Consider the following 24,778-nt stretch of genomic DNA (forward strand, 5'->3'; position numbering starts at 1 on the left):
ATCCCCCACCGCGCGTTGGGTGTTTCTGGCCTTTGAAGGGATCAGCACCTTTGAATTTCAAGAACATAAAATGGTGACAGGAATGCAATCTTACCACCATGAGCTTTTGAGTTTATTAGGTGCACAATATAAAGCGGTTTATTCCTGAATTAGGTGCGGAATGAAGGATAAATAGTTATCTGTCAAAATACATATAATAAAACCGGGAGAATATTAATTCTTCCGGCCTTATTCATGATCTATCTTGGCGAATACCCATGATAAGCCAGCGCTGATTGGAGTTTACTAATGACATACTTAATCTAATACGCTTCCTCGTCATTCACCGCACAGGCCTGTATTTCAAACCAACACAGCCGCTTAACCCGTTGGGCCAGTACCAGCACTTCAATGCTGGTCAACTGGAAGTAACAAAAACATGAGATTATATTAAAACATTTAACAGAGTTAACCGCATAGCAAAAAAATAACAGCAGCGTTTATCGGTATTAAAAATGATTAAAGAAATGGACTTTGATTTTAATATCATTAGTATATCCATTACCCCCTTTGGTTCTAAACCAAAAAATCAAATACAGGAAAAACAGGAAAACGCTTGGAATAAGAATGGCTTTACTCGACATCACCCTTTTAACAGTGGTCGGATTTAACTATAAGTGCAGTTCTTTAAAAAGACATTAATCAAATTTAATCGAAATCCATTAACCATTAACAGAAAATTGAAAAAATCAGTGAAAAAAGAAAAGAGGGTGACTTATGAAAACTGTTTAAAATTTCCAGTAAAACAGCATCAGAAAAGATAAAAAGCAAGTATGATTAACGTTGATTAAACGTAAAACATAATATACCTGATGATTAAACTTAATGAAAATCAGGTGTTAAAAATAGTGAAAACAATGGTTAAAACATTATTATACTAATCAAAATCATCGATTAAAAAATGGTTTTTAATCACTATTTAAAACCTACCCATTATAAACCAATCTGTGAAAAATGAAAAAAATCGGCCTGATTAATGCTTATATACCGCGTAAAAAAATAAATAAAAATATGGAATAAGTTAATCAGACAATGTATTTTAAAAAAGGATCCGACTTTAATAACGTTTTCAACCGAGGAATAAATTTTTTCATCAGCCAATTAAATAATCGTTAATGAAAAAATGGAATAATATACAGACTAAATAATTTATTAATTGAATTAATATTAATTCTATAATCTCTATTTTTCATTGAAATAATTAGTGGCGATAATTATGGGAAAATGATAAATATAATCCTTTTTATATATTTTACTAATATCTTAAAATTGAATTATGTTAAATGGATGATCTATTTTTACTACGCGATATTAAATATCACCGAATGTCATATAAATCACATTGTTTTATTATTTAAAAATGATATATAATTTATTTATTTGGTTTTAAATTGTTTATTGATGGTGTTAAATATAGTGGAAATTATATTTTATTATAATCTAATTATTACGAGGCAATATGTCATCAAGTCATTTTTAATTTGTATTTTCCTGTTTATGATATTTGATCTGGCGGTGTTTTTTCTATTTAAAACAATGTGTTATGAATTATTTTAATCTGATGTTATGTTTTACATAATTAAATTTATAGGATTGTATTGTCAATGTTGAATAAGTTGTATTTGGCGTTTCGCATCCGTTAACTCTTGGCAAAAAAGGTCTATTATATAGGCGATTATCAAAGTAATTTTTTGATAATTTAAGATGAATTATTTTGCCTTTAAAAATGCTTAATGTTTTTTTGAATAATTTTAATTTGGTATTAATGTGAGAGGGTGAAATATAACATTAATTTGGTATTTATTTAATAATAAATGCAGTTAACAATTCAATTTTAATTGTTGAGTTCAATATCAGCTAATAAGAGCTGTAGAAAACCAAAGGCGCTTACCTTAAAATAGAAATGAGAAATAATATCTTATTCCGGCTCATAAGATGAATTATTTACTCTATTGTCAAGGAAATTAGTGCCAAAGAATTGCTAATTATATGGCTATTAACCGGGCTATGACATCCCGTATCCAAGTATATTGAATTAATGTTTATTTCTTGAGGGTAAGAAGTAAGAGAACAACATTGATGGTAACTGTCGGCAATGACGGTTTTTCAAATTTCTAACAGATTCGTTGAGGTAAATAGATGAAAGATAACGTTGCTAAAATGGGAAGTGCTTGTAAAGTGGAACTCCTCTCTCAAACGTCAGAAAACATAACCGACGCGCCACAACCGACTCAAAATACAGACAATATCCTCCAGGCGTTCACCCTCAGTGAATCATTTTGGTATGAGCGTCTTGCCGCTTTGCAGCCATTCCAGTTACCTTTCGAAATAACCGGGGATCAGGCAGAACCCAGATGGATCATGAGTGCCTGGCAGTCTCCGTTGCTAAAAAAAGGTGAAGAGAACCCATTACAGGTACTATTACAGGCATTCGTTATCTATCTTGCGCGTTTGACTCAGCAGACCGAATTCCAAATCGGTTGGGGAGTGAATACGTTAAATGAGACACCGGCAGATTTGGCACCTGTGGTGCCTATGGCTGTTGAGGTGGCATTTGATAAGCCGTGGGGGGCGGTTGCTGACTGGATTAATGACGAGCTTGCCCGGCTGGTGCAGCACCGGACATTTAGTCATGATCTCCTTACCCGCTTGCCTTCATTGCAGGCTATCCCGGCGCTGACAACCCACCGGCCGTGGCAGATCACCGTCTCGGCGATACAGGGTGACAGACAGGATGAGCAGGCGATACTCGGTGAATTGTTGACGCTCCAGGTGAATACACAGGGCGGTTTTCGCTGGATATACGATGCAAACCGTCTGAGCGAGGAGGTGGTTCAGCGGATGGGTGAGCATTTACAGGTATTAGTCTCGTCAAAAAGAGGGGATGAAATCCCTGTCTGGCAGCTAAATTTATTGCCAGAGGCTGAACGTACATTATTGCTGGAAACCTGGAACACCACAGAAACTCCGTACCCTGATGCGTTATGTATTCATCAGCTGTTTGAACAACAGGTAGAGCAAGCTCCACAGGCGACGGCATTGGTGTATCAAGAGCAGATCCTCAGCTATGCCGAATTAAATGCTTGCGCCAACCGTCTGGCCCATCAACTGATAGCGCTGGGTGTCACTCCGGATCAGCCGGTGGCAATTTGTGTGGCACGCTCCCCGACAATAGTGGTGGCTTTGCTGGCGGTGTTGAAAGCCGGCGGTGCTTATGTGCCGCTGGATTCAACCTATCCGGCAGAACGGCTGGCGTATATCCTGAATGATACAGCTCCATCCGTGGTGTTGGCTGATGTGACTGGCCGGATGGCGCTGGGCGAGGAAGCGCTGGCCGGGTTGACGGTACTGGATCCGCATACCCTGCCAGACCAGTCGGTCAGTAACCCACAGCTCCCGGCGTTGACCCCCCAGCATCTGGCTTACATCATCTATACCTCCGGTTCAACCGGCCAGCCGAAAGGGGTGATGGTCGAACATCAGGCGATTTATCAACGTTATCTGGGTTTTAATGAGACTTACACCGTCACCGCACAAGACCGGCTGTTGCAGTTTTCCACTTTTGCCTTTGATGTTTCCGTAGAAGATTTCTTCTCGTCATTATGCAACGGGGCCACGTTGGTGATGCGGGATGATAGTTGGTTGGCTTCGGTGCCAACGTTTATTGCTTTAACCCGGCAATATCGCATTACGGTAATGTCACTGCCGACCTTATTCTGGTCTGAACTGGCAGCCAGAGATAATGAATTACCGTTACCAGATTGTCTCCGGCTCATTATTATTGGCGGTGAGGCGGTCAAAAAGAACGCGGTTCAGGACTGGTTTACCCTGGAAGGCCACCAGCCCCGGTTATTGAACGCGTATGGCCCAACGGAAAATACCGTGACGGCGACCTGTAAGGAAATTTTGTCCCTGGAGGATGCCCGTTCCATCGGCTGGCCGCTGAAGAATACCTGTATCTATCTGTTGGACAGAGAGGGTCAACCGGTACCAATAGGTTGTGTTGGCGAAATGTATATTGGTGGCGTCGGGGTGGCACGGGGTTATTTGAACCAGCCGGCGTTGAGTGCGGAACGTTTTATGTTGGATCCCTTTAGTCCGGTAGAGGGTGCACGGATGTATCGCTCCGGGGATTTGGCCCGTTACCTGCCGGACGGCGATCTGGAATTCCTGGGCCGTAACGATGAGCAGGTGAAAATCCGTGGTTTCCGGGTGGAGCTGGGGGAAATTGAAACCCGGTTGATGGAACATCCGGCGGTGCAAGAGGTGGCGGTATTGGCGCTGGATGGCAGGCAAAGCAAACGTTTGGTTGCCTATGTGGCAGCGCAAGTGCATGAGGGATTGGCTGCCGATTTGCGTGCACACTTGAGTGCCATTTTGCCTGACTATATGGTGCCAGCGGCTTTTGTGCATCTGAATACCTTTCCGCAGACCCCAAGTGGCAAGTTGGATCGTCGGGCATTACCGGCACCGGGGGAAAACGATTTTGCCCGTCAGATCTATGAAGCCCCGCAAGGGGAAGCCGAGATAACTCTGGCGGCTCTCTGGCGTGAGTTACTGGGCATTGAGCAGATCAGCCGGCATGACAGCTTCTTTGCGCTAGGCGGGCACTCACTGCTTGGCGTGCAGATGATTGAGCGCTTGCGTCACTTGGGGTTGACCCTGGCGGCGCGTGATCTGTTCCAGTCGCCGGTACTGTCAGATTTGGCCCAAACGTTGGGGCAGCATCAGGCCGTGATAGTACCACCTAATGTTATGACCCCGGCAACCACGGTGCTGACGCCTGAGATGTTGCCGTTGATTGATTTGACTCAGGCTGATATTGACCACATTGTCGAGCAGGTACCGGGCGGGATCACCCATATTCAGGATATCTATGCGCTGTCGCCGTTACAGGACGGTATCCTGTTTCACCACGTGTTGGAACAGGAAGGCGACCCGTATCTGGTGCTCTATCCGGTGGTCTTTGCTAACCGCGCTCTGCTGGATCGTTATTTGGCGGCAGTGCAACAGGCGGTTGATCGCCACGATATTTTGCGTACCGCCTTTATCTGGCAAGGATTGTCTGTGCCGGCGCAGGTAGTCTGGCGTCAAGCAACCTTGCCAGTGACGGAACTGACGTTGGACCCGGTTGATGGCCCGGTCATTGACCAGTTAACCCGGCGTTTTGATCCGGGGCAATATCGTATTGATTTGAGTCAGGCTCCGTTACTGCATTTTGTCGTCGCCCAGGAAACCGATGGCCGCTGGTTTTTACTGGAATTACAGCATCACTTGATCGGCGACCATGAAACGATGGAAGTGATGAAACATGAAGTTCAGGCCTGTTTTTCCGGGCAGGCGGAGAGCCTGCCGGTCCCGGTGCCGTTCCGCAATCTGGTGGCACAGGCCCGGTTGGGAGTGAGTTGGGAAGAACACACCCGTTTCTTTACCGACATGTTGGCCGAAGTGGATGAGCCGACGCTGCCGTTCGGGCTGACGGCGGTGCATCGTGATGGCTCGCGGGTGACGGAATCCTTCAGGCTGCTGACACCGACGTTAAATGATCGCCTTCGCCATCAAGCCCGGCGTTTGGGGGTCAGTCTGGCGGCGTTGTGTCATTTAGCTTGGGCACAGGTCCTGTCGCGTACCTGCGGACAGGAGCAAGTGGTGTTTGGCACCGTACTGTTTGGGCGGATGGCGGCGGGAAATGGCGCGGACAGTGGGATGGGGCTGTTTATCAATACTTTGCCGCTGCGGTTGGATATGGATGAGACCCCGGTCCGAGACTGCGTGCAGGTGGTGCATCTGCGGCTGGCCGGGTTATTGGCGCATGAACATGCTTCACTGGCGCTGGCCCAGCGGTGCAGTGGCGTTGCCAATGGGACGCCCCTTTTTAGTGCCCTATTAAACTACCGGCATAATAAGCAGCCGGATCTACTGGATGAAACGATGGTCGGGATTGAATTCCTGGGCGAACAGGAACGGACTAACTATCCGTTTGGGCTGTCGGTGGAGGATGGCGGTTCTTCTTTGGGGCTGACTGCTTATGTAGTGCAGCCGTTTGATCCGGAAAGAATATGCGGTTATATGCAACAGGCGCTGGAGAGTTTGGTCGCGGCGCTTGAGAAGGCCCCGGAGACCCCGGTACGGGCGCTGAATATCCTGCCGGAAACGGAACGCACGTTGTTGCTAAAAATCGGGAACACGACGGAAACCCCTTATCCTGAGCCGTTATGTATTCATCAGCTGTTTGAGCAACAGGCAGAGCAAACCCCGAATGCCACTGCGTTAGAGTATCAAGATCAGATCCTCAGTTATGCGGAATTAAATGCCCGCGCTAACCGGCTGGCTCATCAACTGATGGCGCTGGGGGTGACACCGGGCCAGCGAGTGGTGATTGGTGTGGCCCGTTCACCGGTGATGGTGGTGGCGCTGCTGGCGGTGCTGAAAGCCGGTGGCGCTTATGTGCCACTGGATCCGGCTTATCCCAGAGAGCGGCTGGTGTATATCCTGAACGATACCGCCCCGTCGGTGGTTCTGGTTGATGAGACTGGCCGGAAAGCGCTGGGTGAAGAGGCGCTGGCCGGGCTGACGGTGCTGGACCCAAATATCTTGCCGGACCAGCCAGATCGCAATCCAACGCTGATTGGATTGACGCCACAACATCTGGCGTATGTGATTTACACCTCCGGTTCAACCGGGCAGCCGAAAGGGGTGATGGTCGAACATCAGGCGGTGTATCAACGTCATCTGGGGGTGAATGAGGCCTATACCATTACGGCACAAGACCGGGTGTTGCAATTTGCCTCTTTTGCCTTTGATGTTTTAGTCGAAGAATGTTTCTCGTCATTGTGTCGTGGTGCCACGCTGGTGATGCGGGATGATAGCTGGCTGGCATCTATGCGGGAATTTATTGACTTATCCCGGCAATACCGTATCACCGTGATGTTTCTGCCAGCGTCGTTTTGGTCCGAACTGATGATCGCAGATGATGCGTTGTCGCTGCCGGATGGGCTCCGTTTGATGGTTTTTGGTGGTCAGTCGGTCAAAAAGAGTGCCATTCAGGCATGGTTTACCCAGGAAACCCACCGGCCCCGACTATTGAACGCGTATGGCCCGACAGAAAATACGGTGACGGCGACCTGTAAGGAAATATTGTCTCTGGAAGATGCGGGTTCTATCGGACGGCCACTTAAGAATACCTGTGTCTATCTGTTGGACAGAGAGGGGCAACCGGTACCATTAGGCGGCATTGGCGAAATGTATATTGGTGGTGTCGGGGTGGCTAGGGGTTATCTTAACCGGCCAGCGTTGAGTGCAGAACGTTTTATGCCGGATCCCTTTAGCCCGGTATCCGGAGCGCGTATGTACCGCACCGGGGATTTGGCCCGTTACTTGCCGGATGGCGACCTGGAATTCCTGGGCCGAAACGACCATCAGGTGAAAATCCGCGGCTTCCGGGTTGAACTGGGGGAAATTGAAACCCGGTTGATGGAATACCCGGCAGTGCAGGAAGCGGTGGTGCTGGCGCTGGATGAAGGACGAGACAGACGGTTGGTCGCCTATGTGGCGGTAGAAGCAAATGACGGGTTAGTTGCCCGTTTGCGCGAACACCTGAGTGCAGTTTTACCTGATTATATGGTACCGGCGGCTTTTGTGCGTCTGGATGCCCTTCCGTTGATGCCAAACGGCAAGTTGGATCACCGGGCGTTACCGGCACCGAGAGAAGAAGATGTTGCCCGTCAGATTTATGCCGCCCCGCAAGGAGAGGCTGAGATGGCCCTGGCCGCCATCTGGGGTGAGTTATTGGGCATTGAGCAGGTCAGCCGGCATGACAGTTTCTTTGCGTTGGGCGGTCATTCACTGCTCGCCGTGCGCATGATTGAACGCTTGCGTCATCTGGGGTTGACCCTGACGGCGCGTGATCTGTTCCAGTCGCCGGTGCTGTCTGAACTGGCGCAAACATTGGGGCGGCATCACGCGGTGAGGGTACCTGCCAATGTTATTACGCCAGCCACCACGGTGTTAACACCGGCGATGTTGCCGCTGATCGATCTGACTCAGCCAGAGATTGACGATATTGTCGGGCAAGTGCCGGGTGGGGTTGCCAATATTCAGGATATCTATGCGTTGTCACCGTTGCAGGACGGTATTTTATTTCACCACTTACTGGCAAGCGAAGGTGATCCGTATTTATTAGCCGGTCAGATGGCTTTTGCTGATCGGTCTCTGCTGGACCGTTATCTGGTCGCGGTGCAACAAGTCGTTGATCGCCACGATATTCTGCGTACCGCCTTTATCTGGCAAGGATTGTCTGTGCCGGCGCAGGTGGTCTGGCGTCAGGCCCCTTTGTCAGTGACTGAATTGACACTGGACCCGGTTGATGGGCCGGTTTGTGATCAACTGGCTCAACGTTTTAATCCCTGTCATTATCGCCTTGATTTGAGCCAGGCCCCTTTGCTGCGTTTTGTGATTGCTCAGGAGACCGATGGCCGCTGGTTTTTACTGGAATTGCAACATCACTTGCTTGGCGACTATACCACAATGAAAGTGATGCACCGTGAAGTGCAGGCGTATCTTGCCGAACGTGAGGACAGTCTGCTTTCCCCGGTTCCGTTCCGTAATCTGGTGGCACAGGCTCGGCTGGGAGTGAGTCAGGAGAAGCATACTCGTTTCTTTACCGACATGCTGGCGGCGGTGGATGAGCCAACGCTGCCGTTCGGGCTGGCGGAGGTGCATCGTGATGGCTCAAGAGTAACGGAAGCCTACCGGATGCTGACGGCTGGGATAAGTGATCGTCTGCGCCGTCAAGCTCGGTGTTTAGGCGTCAGTCTGGCAGCGTTGTGTCATCTGGCCTGGGCACAAGTCCTGTCGCGAACCAGCGGGCAGGAGCAAGTGGTGTTTGGCACTGTGCTGCTTGGGCGGATGGCGGTGGGAGAAGGGGCTGACAGTGGGATGGGGTTGTTTATTAATACTCTGCCGCTGCGGCTGGATATGGATGGAACCCCGGTACGGGACAGCGTGCGGGCGGTGCATCTGCGGCTGGCCGGGTTGCTGGAGCATGAACACGCCTCACTGGCGCTGGCCCAGCGATGCAGCGGGGTTGCCAGCGGTACACCCCTCTTTAGTGCCCTGTTGAACTACCGGCATAATGAGCAGCCGGATCCACTGGATGAAACGATGGCCGGGATTGAATTCCTGAATGAACAGGAGCGCACTAACTACCCCTTTGGCCTGTCGATAGAGGATGATGGCACCACATTGGGGCTGATCGCTCATGTGGTACAGCCGTTTGAACCGGATCGGGTATGCGGTTATATGCAACAGGCGCTGGAGAGTTTGTTGGACGCCCTGGAGCAGGCCCCGGAGACCCCGGTACGGGCGCTGAATATCCTGCCAGCAACGGAACGCACGTTGTTGCTAAAAATCGGGAACACGACGGAAACCCCTTATCCTGAGCCGTTATGTATTCATCAGCTGTTTGAGCAACAGGCAGAGCAAACCCCGAATGCCACGGCGTTAGAATATCAAGATCAGATCCTCAGTTATGCGGAATTAAATGCCCGGGCTAACCGGCTGGCTCATCAACTGATGGCGCTGGGGGTGACACCGGGCCAGCGAGTGGTGATTGGTGTGGCCCGTTCACCGGTGATGGTGGTGGCGCTGCTGGCAGTGTTGAAAGCCGGTGGCGCTTATGTGCCACTGGATCCGGCTTATCCCAGAGAGCGGCTGGTGTATATCCTGAACGATACCGCCCCGTCGGTGGTTCTGGTTAATGCGACTGGCCGGAAAGCACTGGGTGAGGAGGCGTTGGCCGGGCTGACGGTGCTGGACCCCAATATCTTGCCGCACCAGCCAGACCGCAATCCACCGCTGACTGGATTGACGCCTCAACATCTGGCGTATGTGATTTACACCTCCGGGTCAACCGGTCAGCCGAAAGGGGTGATGGTCGAACATCAGGCGGTGTATCAACGTCATCTGGGGGTGAATGAGGCCTATACCATTACGGCACAAGACCGGGTGTTGCAATTTGCCTCTTTTGCCTTTGATGTGTTAGTGGAGGAGTGTTTTTCGTCATTATGTCGTGGTGCCACGCTGGTGATGCGGGATGATAGCTGGCTGGCGTCTATGCGGGAATTTATTGACTTATCCCGGCAATACCGTATCACCGTGATGTTTCTGCCCGCGTCATTTTGGTCCGAACTGATGACCGCAGAGAATGCGTTGTCACTAGCCGATGAGCTCCGGTTAATGGTTTTTGGGGGGCAAGCGGTCAAGAAGAACGCTATTCAGGCGTGGTTTACCCAAGAAACCCACCGCCCCCGGTTATTGAACGCGTATGGCCCGACAGAAAATACCGTGACGGCGACCTGTAAGGAGATCTTGTCTCTGGAGGATGCCCGTTCCATCGGCCGACCGTTGAAGAATACCTGCGTCTACCTGTTGGACAGAGAGAGTCAACCGGTACCATTAGGCGGCATTGGCGAAATGTATATTGGTGGCGTCGGGGTGGCGCGCGGTTATCTTAACCAGCCGGCATTGAGCGCGGAGCGTTTTATGCCGGATCCCTTTAGCTCGGTATCCGGTGCGCGTATGTACCGCACCGGAGATTTGGCCCGTTACCTGCCGGATGGCGACCTGGAATTCCTGGGCCGTAACGATCATCAGGTGAAAATCCGCGGCTTCCGGGTTGAGCTGGGGGAAATCGAAACCCGGTTGATGGAACATCCAGCGGTGCAAGAATCGGCAGTGCTGGCGTTGGATGATGGGCAGAGTAAACGGCTGGTGGCCTATGTAGCTGCGGAAGAGAAAGAGGGGTTGACTGTCCGTTTGCGCGAACACCTGAGTGCAGTTTTACCTGATTATATGGTGCCGGCGGCTTTTGTGCGTCTGGATGCCTTCCCGTTGATGCCGAACGGCAAGTTAGATCACCGGGCGTTACCGGCCCCGGGGGAAGAAGATGTTGCCCGTCAGATTTATGCCGCCCCGCAAGGAGAGGCGGAGATGGCCCTGGCCGCCATCTGGGGTGAGTTATTGGGCATTGAGCAGATCAGCCGGTATGACAGCTTCTTTGCGTTGGGCGGTCATTCATTGCTTGCCGTGCGCATGATTGAATGCTTGCGGCGTATCGGTTTGGGCATATCGGTACAAACGCTATTTCAGCATCCAACACTCTGTGTTCTGGCGCAGTCTCTGGTTCAGCACAATGAAATTCTGGTGCCTGATAACCGTGTTACCCCGGATACGGTGGCGTTGACCCCGGACCTGTTGCCGTTGATTGATCTGACCCAGCCTGAAATTGATCTCATTGTTGGGCTGGTGCCTGGGGGGATCAATAATATTCAGGATATCTATGCGTTGTCGCCGTTGCAGGATGGCATTTTGTTCCACCATTTGCTGGAGAGTGAAGGCGATCCGTATCTGTTGATCAGTCAGATGGCTTTTGCCGATCGGACGTTGCTGGATAATTATTTGACGGCGGTTCAACAGATAATTGATCGGCACGATATTTTACGTACCGCCTTTATCTGGCAAGGATTGTCCGTGCCGGCGCAGGTGGTTTGGCGTCAGGCCCAATTATCCGTCACTGAATTGACGCTGGATCTGGCCGACGGGCCGATCAGTGACCCGTTAATCGGGCATTTTAACCCAGGTCATTATCGTCTTGATTTGGGCCGGGCACCTTTGCTGCATTTTGTGATTGTGCAGGAAGGCGTTGGGGGACGCTGGATCCTGTTTGGATATCAGCATCATCTGATTGGTGACCATACCACGCTGGAAGTGATGCACCGTGAAGTGCAGGCGTATCTTACCGGTCAGGAGGCGAGCCTGCCTGCGCCGGTGCCGTTCCGCAATCTGGTGGCGCAGGCCAGATTCGGTATCAGTCAGGAAGCGCATACCCGTTTCTTTACCGAGATGTTATCGGAGGTCGATGAACCCACCCTGCCGTTCGGGTTGACGGAGGTGCATCATGATGGCTCGCAGGTGACGGAATCCCATCGGATGTTGACGAGCACACTGAATGACCGTTTGCGTCGTCAGGCCCGGTGTTTAGGCGTCAGTCTGGCAGCGCTGTGTCATCTGGCTTGGGCGCAGGTGTTATCGCGTACCTGTGGTCAGCAGAAAGTGGTGTTCGGCACCGTACTGTTTGGGCGTATGCAGGCGGGAGACGGTGCTGACAGCGGGATGGGATTGTTTATCAATACTTTGCCGTTACGGTTGGATGTGGATGAGACCCCGGTACGAGATAGCGTACAGGCAGCCCATAACCGACTGGCTGGATTATTGGCTCATGAACATGCCTCACTGGCGCTGGCCCAGCGTTGCAGTAGTGTGTGCGGTGAGATCCCCTTGTTTAATAGTCTGTTGAACTATCGACATAATGCCTTGCCGGATACGTCGGATGAACTGATCAGCGGTATTGAATTTATTAGCGGACAGGAGCGGACCAACTATCCATTAGCGCTCTCGGTGGAGGATTTTGGTGGATCCTTGGGGCTGACGGCTCAGGTAGTGCAACCATTTGATCCGGACAGGATATGCGGTTATATGCAGCAGGCGCTAGAAAGTCTGATCGAGGCGTTGGAACAAGCTCCGGAGACCCCGGTACGGGCAATGAATATTTTGCCGGAAACGGAACGCACGTTGTTGCTGAAAACCTGGAATACCACGGAAACCGCGTATCCTGAGCAGTTATGCATTCATCAATTGTTTGAACAGCAAGCGAAGGAAAACCCAGAAGCTACGGCTTTGGTGTATGAAAACCAGCCCCTCAGTTATGCCGAACTGAATGCCCGGGCTAACCGGTTGGCTCATCAATTGATGGCGCTGGGTGTAGAGCCGGAACAGCGGGTGGCGATTTGTGTGGCCCGTTCCCCGGCAATGGTGGTGGGATTGCTGGCGGTATTGAAAGCCGGTGGCACTTATGTGCCACTGGATCCGGCCTATCCGGGTGAACGTCTGGCAAATATTCTGATCGATGCCACACCGGTTATCTTGTTGGCGGATAATGCCGGATGTGTCGTACTGGGTGAGAAAGTACCGGCAAGTCTGACGGTACTTGACCCGAATTTACAGCCAGACCAGCCGGACAGTAACCCACAGCTACCGGCATTGACCGCACGACATCTGGCGTATGTGATTTACACCTCCGGTTCGACTGGCACGCCAAAAGGGGTGATGGTTGAGCATCATAGTGTGGTTAATCTGGCTTTGGCACAAATTGCCCGGCTTGACGTGAGTGTAACCAGTCGGATCTTGCAATTTGTTTCCTTTGGTTTCGATGCCAGTGTCGCGGAAATGATGACTGCATTGGGCGCTGGGGCCAGCTTGGTTATTCCTGCCGACACGGTTCGTCAGGATCCGTTACGCCTTTGGCATTATCTGGAAGAACAGCAAGTGACGCACGCTTTCCTGACATCAGCTCTGCTCCAGGAAGGGGGCGATTTACCGGCGATGACGATCAAACCAACATTGATACTGGGAGGTGAAGTACCCAGCACAGCGCTGTTCCAGAAATTGTGTGGTTGGGTGAATCTGTTTAATGATTATGGTCCGACAGAAAGCACGGTGTGCGCCACCGCCTGGCATTGTCCACCAGACTATGCGGATACAGGGGTTCCTATCGGTCGCCCGACAGCCAACACACGGGTTTATCTGTTGGATGCCTTCGGTCAGCCAGTAGCACTGGGAGCGGTGGGGGAATTGTATATTGGCGGCGCGGGTGTGGCGCGGGGTTATCTAAACCGCCCTGACTTGACGGCGGAACGTTTCCTTCTGGATCCGTTTAGCGATAAACCGGGTGCACGGATGTACCGAACTGGGGATTTGGCCCGCTACCTGCCGGACGGTAATCTGGTATTTGTTGGTCGTAATGACCAGCAGGTTAAAATCCGTGGTTTTCGTATTGAGCCGGGAGAAATCGAAGCGCGGCTAACAGAGCACCCGGCAGTACGTGAAGCGCGGGTATTGGCGTTGGATGATGGGCAGGATAAACGGCTGGTTGCTTATGTGGTGGCACCAGAGGAAAACGGGCTGGTTAACAGTTTGCGTTGCCATCTGAGTACAATTTTGCCTGACTATATGGTGCCATCGGCCTTTGTGCGTTTGGATGTCTTCCCATTAACCCCGAACGGCAAGCTGGATCACCGGCTGTTTCCGGCTCCGGGAGAGGGGGCGTTTGCCCGTCAGATTTATGCCGCCCCGCAAGGGAAGATAGAAACAATGCTGGCGGCAGTCTGGTGTGAGTTGCTGGGAGTTGAACAGGTTAGCCGGCATGACAGTTTCTTTGCGTTGGGTGGTCATTCACTCCTTGTTGTACGGATGATTGAACGATTGCGGCGTATCGGTCTGGGCGTATCGGTACAAACGTTATTCCGGCATCCAACACTTCATGTTTTGGCACAGTCTTTGATTCAGCATGATGAAATTCCGGTGCCAGATAACCGTATTACACCGGATACGGTGGCGTTGACCCCGGACCTGTTGCCGTTGATTGATCTGACTCAGCCTGAAATTGATCACATTGTCGGGCTGGTGCCTGGGGGGATCAATAATATTCAGGATATCTATGCGTTGTCGCCGTTGCAGGATGGCATTTTGTTCCACCATTTGCTGGAGAGTGAAGACGATCCGTATCTGTTGATCAGTCAGATGGTTTTTGCTGACCGGACGCTATTGGATAATTATTTGACGGCGGTTCAACAAATAATTGATCGGCACGATATTTTACGTACTGCCTTTATCTGGCAAGGATTGTCTGTGCCAGCGCAGGTGGTTTGGCGTCAGGCCCAATTATCCGTCACTGAATTGACGCTGGATCCGGCCGATAGGCCGATCAGTGACCCGTTAACCAGCCGTTTTAACCCAAGTCATTATCGTCTCGATTTGAGCCGGGCACCTTTGCTGCATTATGTGATTGTGCAGGAAAGCACTGAGGGCCGCTGGATCCTGTTTGAATATCAGCATCATCTGATTGGTGACCATACCACGCTGGAAGTGATGGATCGCGAAGTCCAGGCGTATCTTACCGGTCAGGAAGCGCATTTGCCTGCGCCGGTGCCTTTCCGCAATCTGGTGGCGCAGGCCCGGCTCGGTATCAGTCAGGAAGCGCATACCCGTTTCTTTACCGAGATGTTATCGGAGGTCGATGAACCCACCCTGCCGTTCGGGTTGACGGAGGTGCATCGTGATGGCTCGCAGGTGACGGAATCCCATCGGATGTTGACGAGCACACTGAATGACCGTTTGCGTCATCAGGCCCGGCGTTTGGGGATCAGTCTGGCAGCACTGTGTCATCTGGCCTGGGCGCAGGTGTTATCGCGTACCTGTGGTCAGCAGAAAGTGGTGTTCGGCACCGTGCTGTTTGGGCGTATGCAGGCAGGAGACGGTGCTGACAGCGGGATGGGATTGTTTATCAATACTTTGCCGTTACGGTTGGATGTGGATGAGACCCCGGTACGGGACAGTGTGCAGGCAGCCCATAACCGACTGGCTGGATTATTAGTACATGAACATGCCTCACTGGTACTGGCCCAGCGTTGCAGCGGTGTACGGGGTGAGATCCCTTTGTTTAATAGTCTGTTGAACTATCGGCATAATGCCTTGCGGGACACGTCGGATGAACTGATCAGCGGTATTGAATTTATTAGCGGACAGGAGCGGACCAACTATCCATTGGCGCTATCAGTGGAGGATTTTGGTGGATCCTTGGGGTTGACGGCTCAGGTAGTGCAACCGTTTGATCCGGACAGGATATGCAGTTATATGCAACAGGCGCTGGAGAGTTTGGTCGTGGCGCTTGAGCAGGCCCCGGAGACCCCGGTACAGGCGCTGAATATCCTGCCTGAAACGGAACGCACGTTATTGCTGAAAACCTGGAATGCCACGGAAACCGCGTATCCTGAGCAGTTATGTATTCATCAATTGTTTGAACAGCAAGCGGAGGAAAACCCAGAGGCTACGGCTTTGGTGTATGAAGAGCAGACTTTTAGTTATGCCGAATTAAATGCCGGTGCCAACCGGCTGGCACATCAGTTGATCGCACAGGGTGTCGTACCCGACCAGCGGGTGGCAATTTGTGTGACCCGTTCCCCGGCAATGGTGGTGGGATGGCTGGCAGTATTAAAAGCCGGTGGCGCTTATGTGCCATTGGATCCGGCCTATCCGGGTGAACGTTTGGTGCATATTCTGATGGATGCTGCGCCGGCTATTTTGTTGGCGGATAATATCGGGCGTACAGCGTTGGGTGAGAAGGCACTGACAGAGCAGGTTTTGCTTGACCCGAATAGCCTGTTTGACCAGCCGGACAACAACCCACAGGTACCGGCATTGACTGCACGACATCTGGCGTATGTGATTTACACCTCCGGTTCGACCGGCAAGCCGAAAGGAGTGATGGTCGAGCATCATAGTGTGGTTAATCTGGCTTTGGCACAAATTGCCCGGCTTGACGTGAGTGTAACCAGTCGGGTATTGCAATTTGTTTCCTTCGGTTTCGATGTCAGTGTCGCGGAAATGATGACTGCATTGGGCGCTGGGGCCAGTCTGGTCATTCCAGCCGACACGGTTCGTCAGGATCCGTTACGCCTTTGGCATTATCTGGAAGCACAGCAAGTGACGCACGCTTTCCTGACACCGGCTTTGCTCCAGGAAGGGGGCGATTTACCAGCGATAACGATCAAGCCAACATTGGTATTGGGGGGTGAAGCGCCCAGTACGACGTTGCTCCAGGTGTTGTGTGACCGGGTAAATCTGTTTAATGATTATGGCCCGACAGAAAGCACAGTGTGCGCCACCGCCTGGCATTGTCCACCAGACTATGCGGATACAGGGGTTCCTATCGGGCGTCCGACAGCCAACACGCGGGTTTATCTGTTGGATGCCTTCGGTCAGCCAGTAGCACTGGGAGCGGTGGGGGAATTGTATATTGGCGGCGCGGGTGTGGCGCGGGGTTATCTAAACCGCCCTGACTTGACGGCAGAACGTTTCCTTCTGGATCCGTTTAGCGATAAACCGGGTGCACGGATGTACCGAACCGGGGATTTGGCCCGTTACCTGCCGGACGGCAACCTGGTGTTTGTTGGCCGTAATGACCAGCAGGTTAAAATCCGTGGTTTCCGTATTGAGCCGGGAGAAATTGAAGCGCGACTAACAGAACACCCGGCAGTACGTGAAGCGCGGGTATTGGCGTTGGGTGACGGGGCGGATAAACGGCTGGTCGCCTATGTGGTGGCCCCGGCGGAGGACGGGCAGATTGACAGCCTGCATTCCTGCCTGAGAGCTGCTTTGCCTGACTATATGATACCGGCGGCTTTTGTACGCTTGGAGGCTTTTCCGTTAACTCCTAACGGTAAGCTGGATCGTCGGGCATTGCCGGCTCCGGGGGAAGAAGCCTTTGCCCGTCAGCGCTATGAAGTCCCGCAGGGGGAAGCTGAAATTGCGCTGGCCGCTATTTGGCGTGAGTTGCTGGGGATTGAACAGATTGGCCGGTATGACAATTTCTTTGCGCTGGGTGGCCATTCGCTGCTGGCGGTGCGGATGATGAACCGGGTAGCGGCGTTAGGTATCGAACTGCCACTGAACACGTTATTTGAAGCCCCCACTTTAATCGCCTTTGCTGAGGTAATGCGTGCCCAGTTTGATGAACAGCACAAAGTATTGCCTGTCATCATGCCGATATCCCGTGAGGGGGGGCTACCGCTATCATTTGCCCAACAGCGTCTGTGGTTCCTTGCCCAGTTTGAGGGGGTTAGTGATACCTATCATATTCCGATGGTACTGCGCTTGTGTGGTCAGTTGGATATCGTTGCCTGGCAGCAGGCGCTCGACACGTTGTTTGCCCGCCATGAAGCGTTACGTTCGGTCTTTGTCTCCGTTGACGGTCAGCCACAAGTACAACTGTTGGCGGCGGATCGTGGCTTGCCGTTGTCTCAATATGACCTGCGTGGGACACCGGATGCTGAAACCGTGCTTGAACGCCTGAGTGTCGGGGAAGTCCGCACGTCATTTGACCTCTGTCATGGTCCGCTTATTCGTGCTTCTCTGATCCGACTCACCGATGATGAACACCAGTTCTTGCTCACCCAGCATCACATTGTGTCAGACGGCTGGTCTGTAGGCGTGTTGATGAGTGAGTTAAGTGCTCTCTATACCGCTTTTCTTGCTGGGCAATCTGACCCGCTACCGCCATTGGCGATCCAATACCCTGATTACGCTGCCTGGCAGCGTCAGTGGCTGTCAGCTGAACGGGTTCAAGTCCAATCTGACTATTGGCGTACCATGCTGGCTGACGCGCCGGTGTTGCTGGATTTGCCAACCGATCGACCACGTCCTCCCCGGCAATCATTTGCGGGGAATATGGTGCCCATCGATCTGGATGCGGAATTGACGCAATCCCTTAAGCGCTTGAGCGAACAGCAAGGCGTCACGTTATTCATGACGCTGTTGTCAGCCTGGGCGGCGGTCCTGTCGCGCTTGTCAGGTCAGGAGGATGTGGTTATTGGCACACCGAGTGCAGGCCGCAGTCGCCAAGAGGTGGAATCCCTGATTGGTTTCTTTGTCAATACGCTGGCTTTACGTATTGATTTATCGGGGGCACCAAATGTGATTGAGTTGCTGGCGCGTATGCGGCAAACCGCATTGGCGGCACAAGAGCATCAGGATTTACCGTTTGATCAGGTGGTGGAAATTGTACAACCACCGCGCAGACTGGCACATACCCCGCTGTTCCAGGTGATGTTTGCCTGGCAAAATAATGAGAGCCCGGCATGGGAACTGCCCGAGTTAGCTGTCTCATCGGTTGATCCGGTTCTTGATATAGTCAAGTTTGATCTGGAACTGGAACTGTCTGAGGAGGAAGAGCGGATTGTGGGTACACTGAGTTACGCTACCGCCCTGTTTGATCAATCCACAATCGAGCGCTATGTGGGGTATCTGCACACGGTACTGCGAGTCATGGTGGCTCATCCTCAACGGCCGGTTGGGGAAATCGATATTTTAGCTCCGGCAGAGCGCAGGCTGCTGATGGCAACCTGGAACGCGACTGAAACAGCTTATCCTAACCTGTTGTGCATTCATCAGTTATTTGAACAACAGGCAGAGAAAACGCCAGATGCGACGGCACTGATGCATGAAGACCAGACTCTCAGCTATGCCGAACTGAATGCCCATGCTAACCGGCTGGCACATCAACTGATGGTGTTGGGCGTGGAACCGGATCAGCGGGTAGCGATTTGCGTGTCACGTTCCCCGGCAATGGTGGTGGGATTGTTGGCAGTATTAAAAGCCGGTGGCGCTTATGTTCCATTGGATCCGGCCTATCCGGGTGAACGTTTGGTGCATATTCTGATGGATGCTGAGCCGGCTATTTTGTTGGCGGATAATATCGGGCGTACAGCGTTGGGTGAGGAAGCACTTACAGGATTCACTGTGCTTGACCTGAATGCATTACCAGCCCAGCCGGACAACAACCCACAGGTACCGGCATTAACTGCACAGCATCTGGCCTATGTGATTTACACCTCCGGTTCGACCGGCACGCCGAAAGGGGTGATGGTGGAGCATCATAGTGTGGTTAATCTGGTTTTGGCACAAATTGCCCGGCTTAACGTGAGTGTAACCAGTCGGGTATTGCAATTTGTTTCCTTCGGTTTCGATGTCAGTGTCGCGGAAATGATGACTGCATTGGGCGCTGGGGCCAGTCTGGTCATTCCAGCCGACACGGTTCGTCAGGATCCGTTACGCCTTTGGCATTATCTGGAAGAACGGCAAGTGACGCACGCTTTCCTGACACCGGCTTTGCTCCAGGAAGGGGGCGATTTACCGGCGATAACGATCAAGCCAACATTGGTATTGGGGGGTGAAGCGCCCAGTACGACGTTGCTCCAGGTGTTATGTGACCGGGTAAATCTGTTTAATGATTATGGCCCGACAGAAAGCACGGTGTGTGCCACCTCTTGGCATTGTTCACCAGACTATACGGATACAGGGGTTCCTATTGGTCGCCCAACGGCCAACACGCGGATTTATCTGTTGGATGCCCAGGGTCAACTGGTACCTTTGGGGAGCATCGGTGAGCTGTATATTGGTGGCGCGGGTGTGGCGCGAGGTTATCTAAACCGCCCTGACTTGACGACGGAACGTTTCCTCTTGGATCCATTTAGCGATAAACCGGGCGCACGCATGTACCGAACCGGGGATTTGGCCCGTTACCTGCCGGACGGTAATCTGGTATTTGTTGGTCGTAATGACCAGCAAGTTAAAATCCGTGGCTTCCGTATTGAGCCGGGAGAAATCGAAGCTCGGCTAACAGAGCACCTGTCAGTGCGTGAAGCGCGGGTGTTGGCGTTGGGTGATGGGCGGGACAAACATCTGGTGGCTTATGTGGTGGCGGAGGTGAATGACAGATTAGCAGCCAATTTGCACGCCCATCTGAGTACACAATTGCCTGATTATATGGTGCCAAGTGCTTTTATGCGTCTGGATGCCTTCCCGCTGACCCCGAATGGCAAGCTGGATCGTCAGGCATTACCGGCACCGGACGAAAAAGCTGTTGCCCATCAGGTTTACGTTTCTCCGTATGGGGAAACAGAAACGGCATTGGCGGCGATTTGGTGTGAATTGCTGGGGGTTGAGCAGGTCAGCCGGCACGACAGCTTCTTCGCACTGGGCGGTCACTCACTGCTTGCCGTGCGCATGATAAATCTTGCCGCCAGTCAGGGGATGATTTGTACATTGAATGCCGTGTTCCAATGCCCGGTATTGTCAGAATTGGCGGCGAAGATCACCTCAGATTTGCAGTCTCAGTCACAAAGCAGTGCCATACCGGTGCGAACAGGTGGAACAGAGTTGCCGTTGTTCTTTGTGCCCAGTGGAATGGAAGACTATTCTTATGTCTTCACGCTGGCTCAACATATCCAGTCAGGCTATCCGATTTATACGGTATCCTGGTCGTCCATCAGTGATGAAACGGTGCCAACGATGGAAGAGCAGGCGGCCAGCATGATCAACTTGATGAAAGCGGTTCAATCGGCAGGTCCGTATCGGATATGTGGTTACTCTTCCGGCGGTATATTGGCTTATGCCATTGCCCAGCAGCTTTTGCATACTGGTGAGACGGTGAACTTCCTGGGATTGATTGATACGCCAGCACCTCATTATGTCAGCGAACAGCCTGTGCAGCCTAAACATCAGTTCTTTGCTCAGTTGGCAAAGCAGTCTGGGGAGGAACGCCCAGAAGAGGTTGCGGCGTTGTACCGGCGAATTGATGAACTGAATTTGGTGCAATTTATTGCAGCAGCGCAAGAATTAGCATTATACCCCGCCAATCTGCGCCCTGATTTAGTTGCAAAAAGTTGGCAGCAGATAGAGCGTTATGCGCAAATAGTCGGAAATTATGAGCCGCAAGGACTAGCGGTAACGCTGCATCAGTTTTATGCGACGGAACTTCCCCGTGCGAGTCCTTTTGTTACGGATGAAAAACCGAAACTGTTAACTGTCGATCGATCATTAGGTTGGGGACAATTCATGCCTGATTCTTTACTCCAATTGATTGCTGTTCCGGGTGACCATTTTAGTTTATTGGAGAATAAGGCGCATAGAATTGCTTTAGCTCAAGCGTTGAATAAGGTGTTGGCAATCGGTTGTGATGAGGAGACACTGTAATACGGGTATATTAAGGAATATTGAATAATTTAACGTTGGTGTGATAATCCGGTATACATTGTTTATACCGGATTTTTTCGAGTTAGAACAGAATAGGGAAAGGGATCATTTCCATAAATAATTGTCTTTGGATCGTCTCTTATCTGTTTTTCTACCCAAGTAAATCATTAGGATAAAGCAGAATATGATCAAGTTGTTACAAATAATCCAGCCAGACAGTGATCTGTTATTGCTTGAAATCCAAGAAAGTTCACACATGGCTAATCTTCTTGGCAGGATAGTTAATTTTGTATTAAGTTGTCGTCAGATTGTTCACTTATTTTGATGATAGATTCCCCCGGTTTTTACAAAATTAAATTCCGTCAAATTTTATTTTACATTTGAGTAGATAAATTTCTGGCGTTATTAATGAATAATTATTTATTTATTTTTTTCAGCTATATGTATCAGGTCTAATGTATTCACTATTTATTCATTTATTATTCACTTAATGTGCATAAATTGTGCATAAAAATACTTATTGGAATTTTGAACGAGATCAAAAAGTATTTTTTTTGTTTATAACTTGTATTGACTTTGTTAAGCGTGAGCAACAGTATCTGTCCAATGGTTGAGCAACTATTTTTCGAAAATAGTGATGAGGATTAATAAGAATAATACTAACGAGATCCTGTAATTTTATTATTTTTAAGGTTTTTTAGGTTTCAACTCAGTAAGCCTTTTATCTCGGCATTCATTAATAATTTGTGTAAGTATGAGATGAAAAATGGTGCGGGGCATATTGCTTTCACTCATCCGAATACGCTCTATTTTAAGGGGAAATGATCTATGTCAGAAAATATTCAGAGAAGTTGGTTTGATCACTATATGGTACCTTGTTTTTCTCCTGCCAAGTTCATACCTGTTCGGGCGGAAGGTTCGAGAGTATGGGATCAGGATGGCAAGGAATATATTGATCTTGCTGGTGGAATTGCGGTTAATTCATTAGGTCACGCCCATCCCGAATTAAAGGCTGAGTTAATTTCTCAGATTGAAAAAATATGGCATATAGGAAATGGTTACACTAATGAGCCGGTGCTGAAATTAGCAAAGAAACTCGTGGAAAATACGTTTGCTGATAAAGTGTTTTTCTGCAATTCAGGGGCAGAAGCTAACGAGGCGGCATTAAAATTAGCCAGAAAATATGCCGCTGATAAATATGGAAAAAATAAGAACGAGATTATCTCATTTAAAGATTCTTTTCATGGCAGGACATTATTTACTGTTACGGTAGGAGGACAACCAAAATATTCACAAGATTATGCTCCTCTTCCTCAAGAAATTACGCATCTTCCTTATAACGATGTGTCTGCGATCAGAGAACACATTTCTGAACATACTTGTGCGGTTATTGTCGAGCCGATTATCGGTGAAGGCGGCGTTATTCCCGCCGATCCTGCATTTTTGCAGGAATTACGTACATTATGTGATCGTTTTCAAGCGCTGCTCATTTTTGATGAAATTCAGACTGGCATGGGTCGTACCGGCTATCTTTATGCTTATCAGGAATATGGTGTTGAGCCTGATATTCTTACCAGTGCCAAAGGTCTCGGAGGGGGGTTCCCTATCGGTGCCATGTTGACAAAACAACCTATTGCAGAAGTTTTTCAACCTGGAACACACGGCACGACGTTTGGCGGTAATCCTTTGGCCGCCGCTGTTGCCAATAAGGTGTTTTCTATTATTAACCAGACAGAGCTCCTCACCGGAGTTCAGCAGCGTCATGAATATTTCATGGATAAGTTATCGAAATTGAATCAGCGCTATCAACTATTCAGTTGTTTGCGGGGCAAAGGGTTGCTTTTAGGCGCTGAATTGAATCAAGCCTGGCAGGGTAAGGCGAAACAATTAACCAATATAGCCGCAGAGGAAGGATTAATTGCCTTGATTGCCGGCCCGGATGTATTGCGCTTTGCGCCGGCATTAAACATCGAATTTGCTGATATTGATGAAGGTCTGGTTCGCCTTGAAAGCGCCATCATGCGGTTCGTGGGTTAATGGTAAGTTGAAGGTGACGTTATGATGCTTTTCCGAACTGTCCGGCATAGTGACTTAAATGGTATTCAGTCCTTATCTGAACGCGCTGGTATAGGTCTGACATCTTTACCAAATAACCTGGAGCAATTACGTTCACGTATTTCTCGTAGCGTGGATACTTTCGATGGAAAACTGACCAGGGCCCAGCATGGATTCCTTTTTGTGCTGGAAAATACCCGCGAGAATCGTGTCGTGGGTGTCAGCGCCATAGAAGCGGCAGTAGGGCTGGAGGAACCGTTTTATAACTTTCGTGTACAAAGAACCATTCGTTCGTCACGTGAGTTAGGAATCTATAAAGTTATTGAAGCGTTATCGCTGGAACAAGATCAGACCGGTAACAGCGAATTATGTACCTTGTTCTTGGATCCGGAATATCATAAAGGGAAAAACGGCACGTTTCTTTCTAAAGCGCGTTTCCTGTTTATTGCGGCATTCAGGGATCTATTTTCTAAAATAATATTCGCTGAAATGCGTGGCGTCGCAGATGAGAACGGAAATTCACCTTTTTGGAATGCGCTGGGACAGCACTTTTTTGGTATTCCTTTTTCCCAGGCAGACTATTTAACGGGTATTGGATCGAAAACCTTCATTGCCGAATTGATGCCCCTTCATCCTGTTTATATATCCCTATTACCCGCTGAGGCACAGCGGGTAATAGGGCAGGTTCATGAAAAAACGGTCCCGGCCCGTACGATCCTTGAAAAAGAAGGTCTGGCCTATGAAGGCCATATCGATATTTTTGATGCGGGCGCTTTACTACAAGCCGAGATTGACCGGATACGCGCAGTAAAAGAGAGCCGGCTTGTTCCTGTCAGCCGGGTTAAGTCAATTGCCAGAACCGGTGGGGTACCTTGCATCATTGCTAATCAACGCTTTAGTGACTTTCGGGCGCTATTACTGAATGTTGCGTATGACAGCGATGAGATTTCTTTAACATCAGCGGAAATGGATGCACTCCAAATCAATGACCAAAATCAGGTACGACTCGTCACTCTTTTTCCAAGGGAACACTAAG

General features: G+C 50.3%; 3 protein-coding genes and 2 pseudogenes. 4 read left to right on the forward strand and 1 reads right to left on the reverse strand.

Annotated features, from left to right (window positions below; genetic code table 11):
* Nucleotides 1-302: 302 nt before the first annotated feature.
* Nucleotides 303-401, reverse strand: coding sequence for a DUF7706 family protein (locus tag C5471_RS25325; RefSeq protein ID WP_422630924.1), 99 nt, complete (start codon nt 399-401; stop codon nt 303-305).
* A 2,173-nt stretch (nt 402-2,574) separates the two neighbouring features.
* On the opposite strand from C5471_RS25325, the pseudogene C5471_RS13735 reads away from it, so the two are divergent.
* The 4 genes and pseudogenes from C5471_RS13735 to astA all read left to right on the forward strand — a co-directional run.
* Nucleotides 2,575-20,853: pseudogene (locus tag C5471_RS13735) on the forward strand (amino acid adenylation domain-containing protein); the annotation flags it as partial.
* Between the two features lie 81 nt (nt 20,854-20,934).
* A pseudogene (locus tag C5471_RS25490) lies at nt 20,935-21,687 on the forward strand (thioesterase domain-containing protein); the annotation flags it as partial.
* Nucleotides 21,688-22,515: 828 nt separating this feature from the next.
* A complete protein-coding gene (locus C5471_RS13740) occupies nt 22,516-23,724 on the forward strand; it encodes an aspartate aminotransferase family protein (RefSeq protein WP_133815947.1) in 1,209 nt (402 codons plus the stop codon).
* A gap of 21 nt (nt 23,725-23,745) precedes the next feature.
* Nucleotides 23,746-24,777, forward strand: a complete 1,032-nt coding sequence (gene astA, locus C5471_RS13745) for an arginine N-succinyltransferase (RefSeq protein ID WP_133815948.1) — start codon at nt 23,746-23,748, stop codon at nt 24,775-24,777.
* The last annotated feature ends 1 nt before the right edge of the window (nt 24,778 follow it).

The organism is Photorhabdus tasmaniensis (genome assembly GCF_011189505.1).
GTDB classification, from domain to species: domain Bacteria; phylum Pseudomonadota; class Gammaproteobacteria; order Enterobacterales; family Enterobacteriaceae; genus Photorhabdus; species Photorhabdus tasmaniensis.

Coding starts and splice junctions, on each gene's coding strand:
- C5471_RS13740 (WP_133815947.1), top strand. CDS start 22,516: ATGTCAGAAAATATTCAGAGAAGTTGGTTTGATCACTATATGGTACCT.
- astA (WP_133815948.1), top strand. CDS start 23,746: ATGATGCTTTTCCGAACTGTCCGGCATAGTGACTTAAATGGTATTCAG.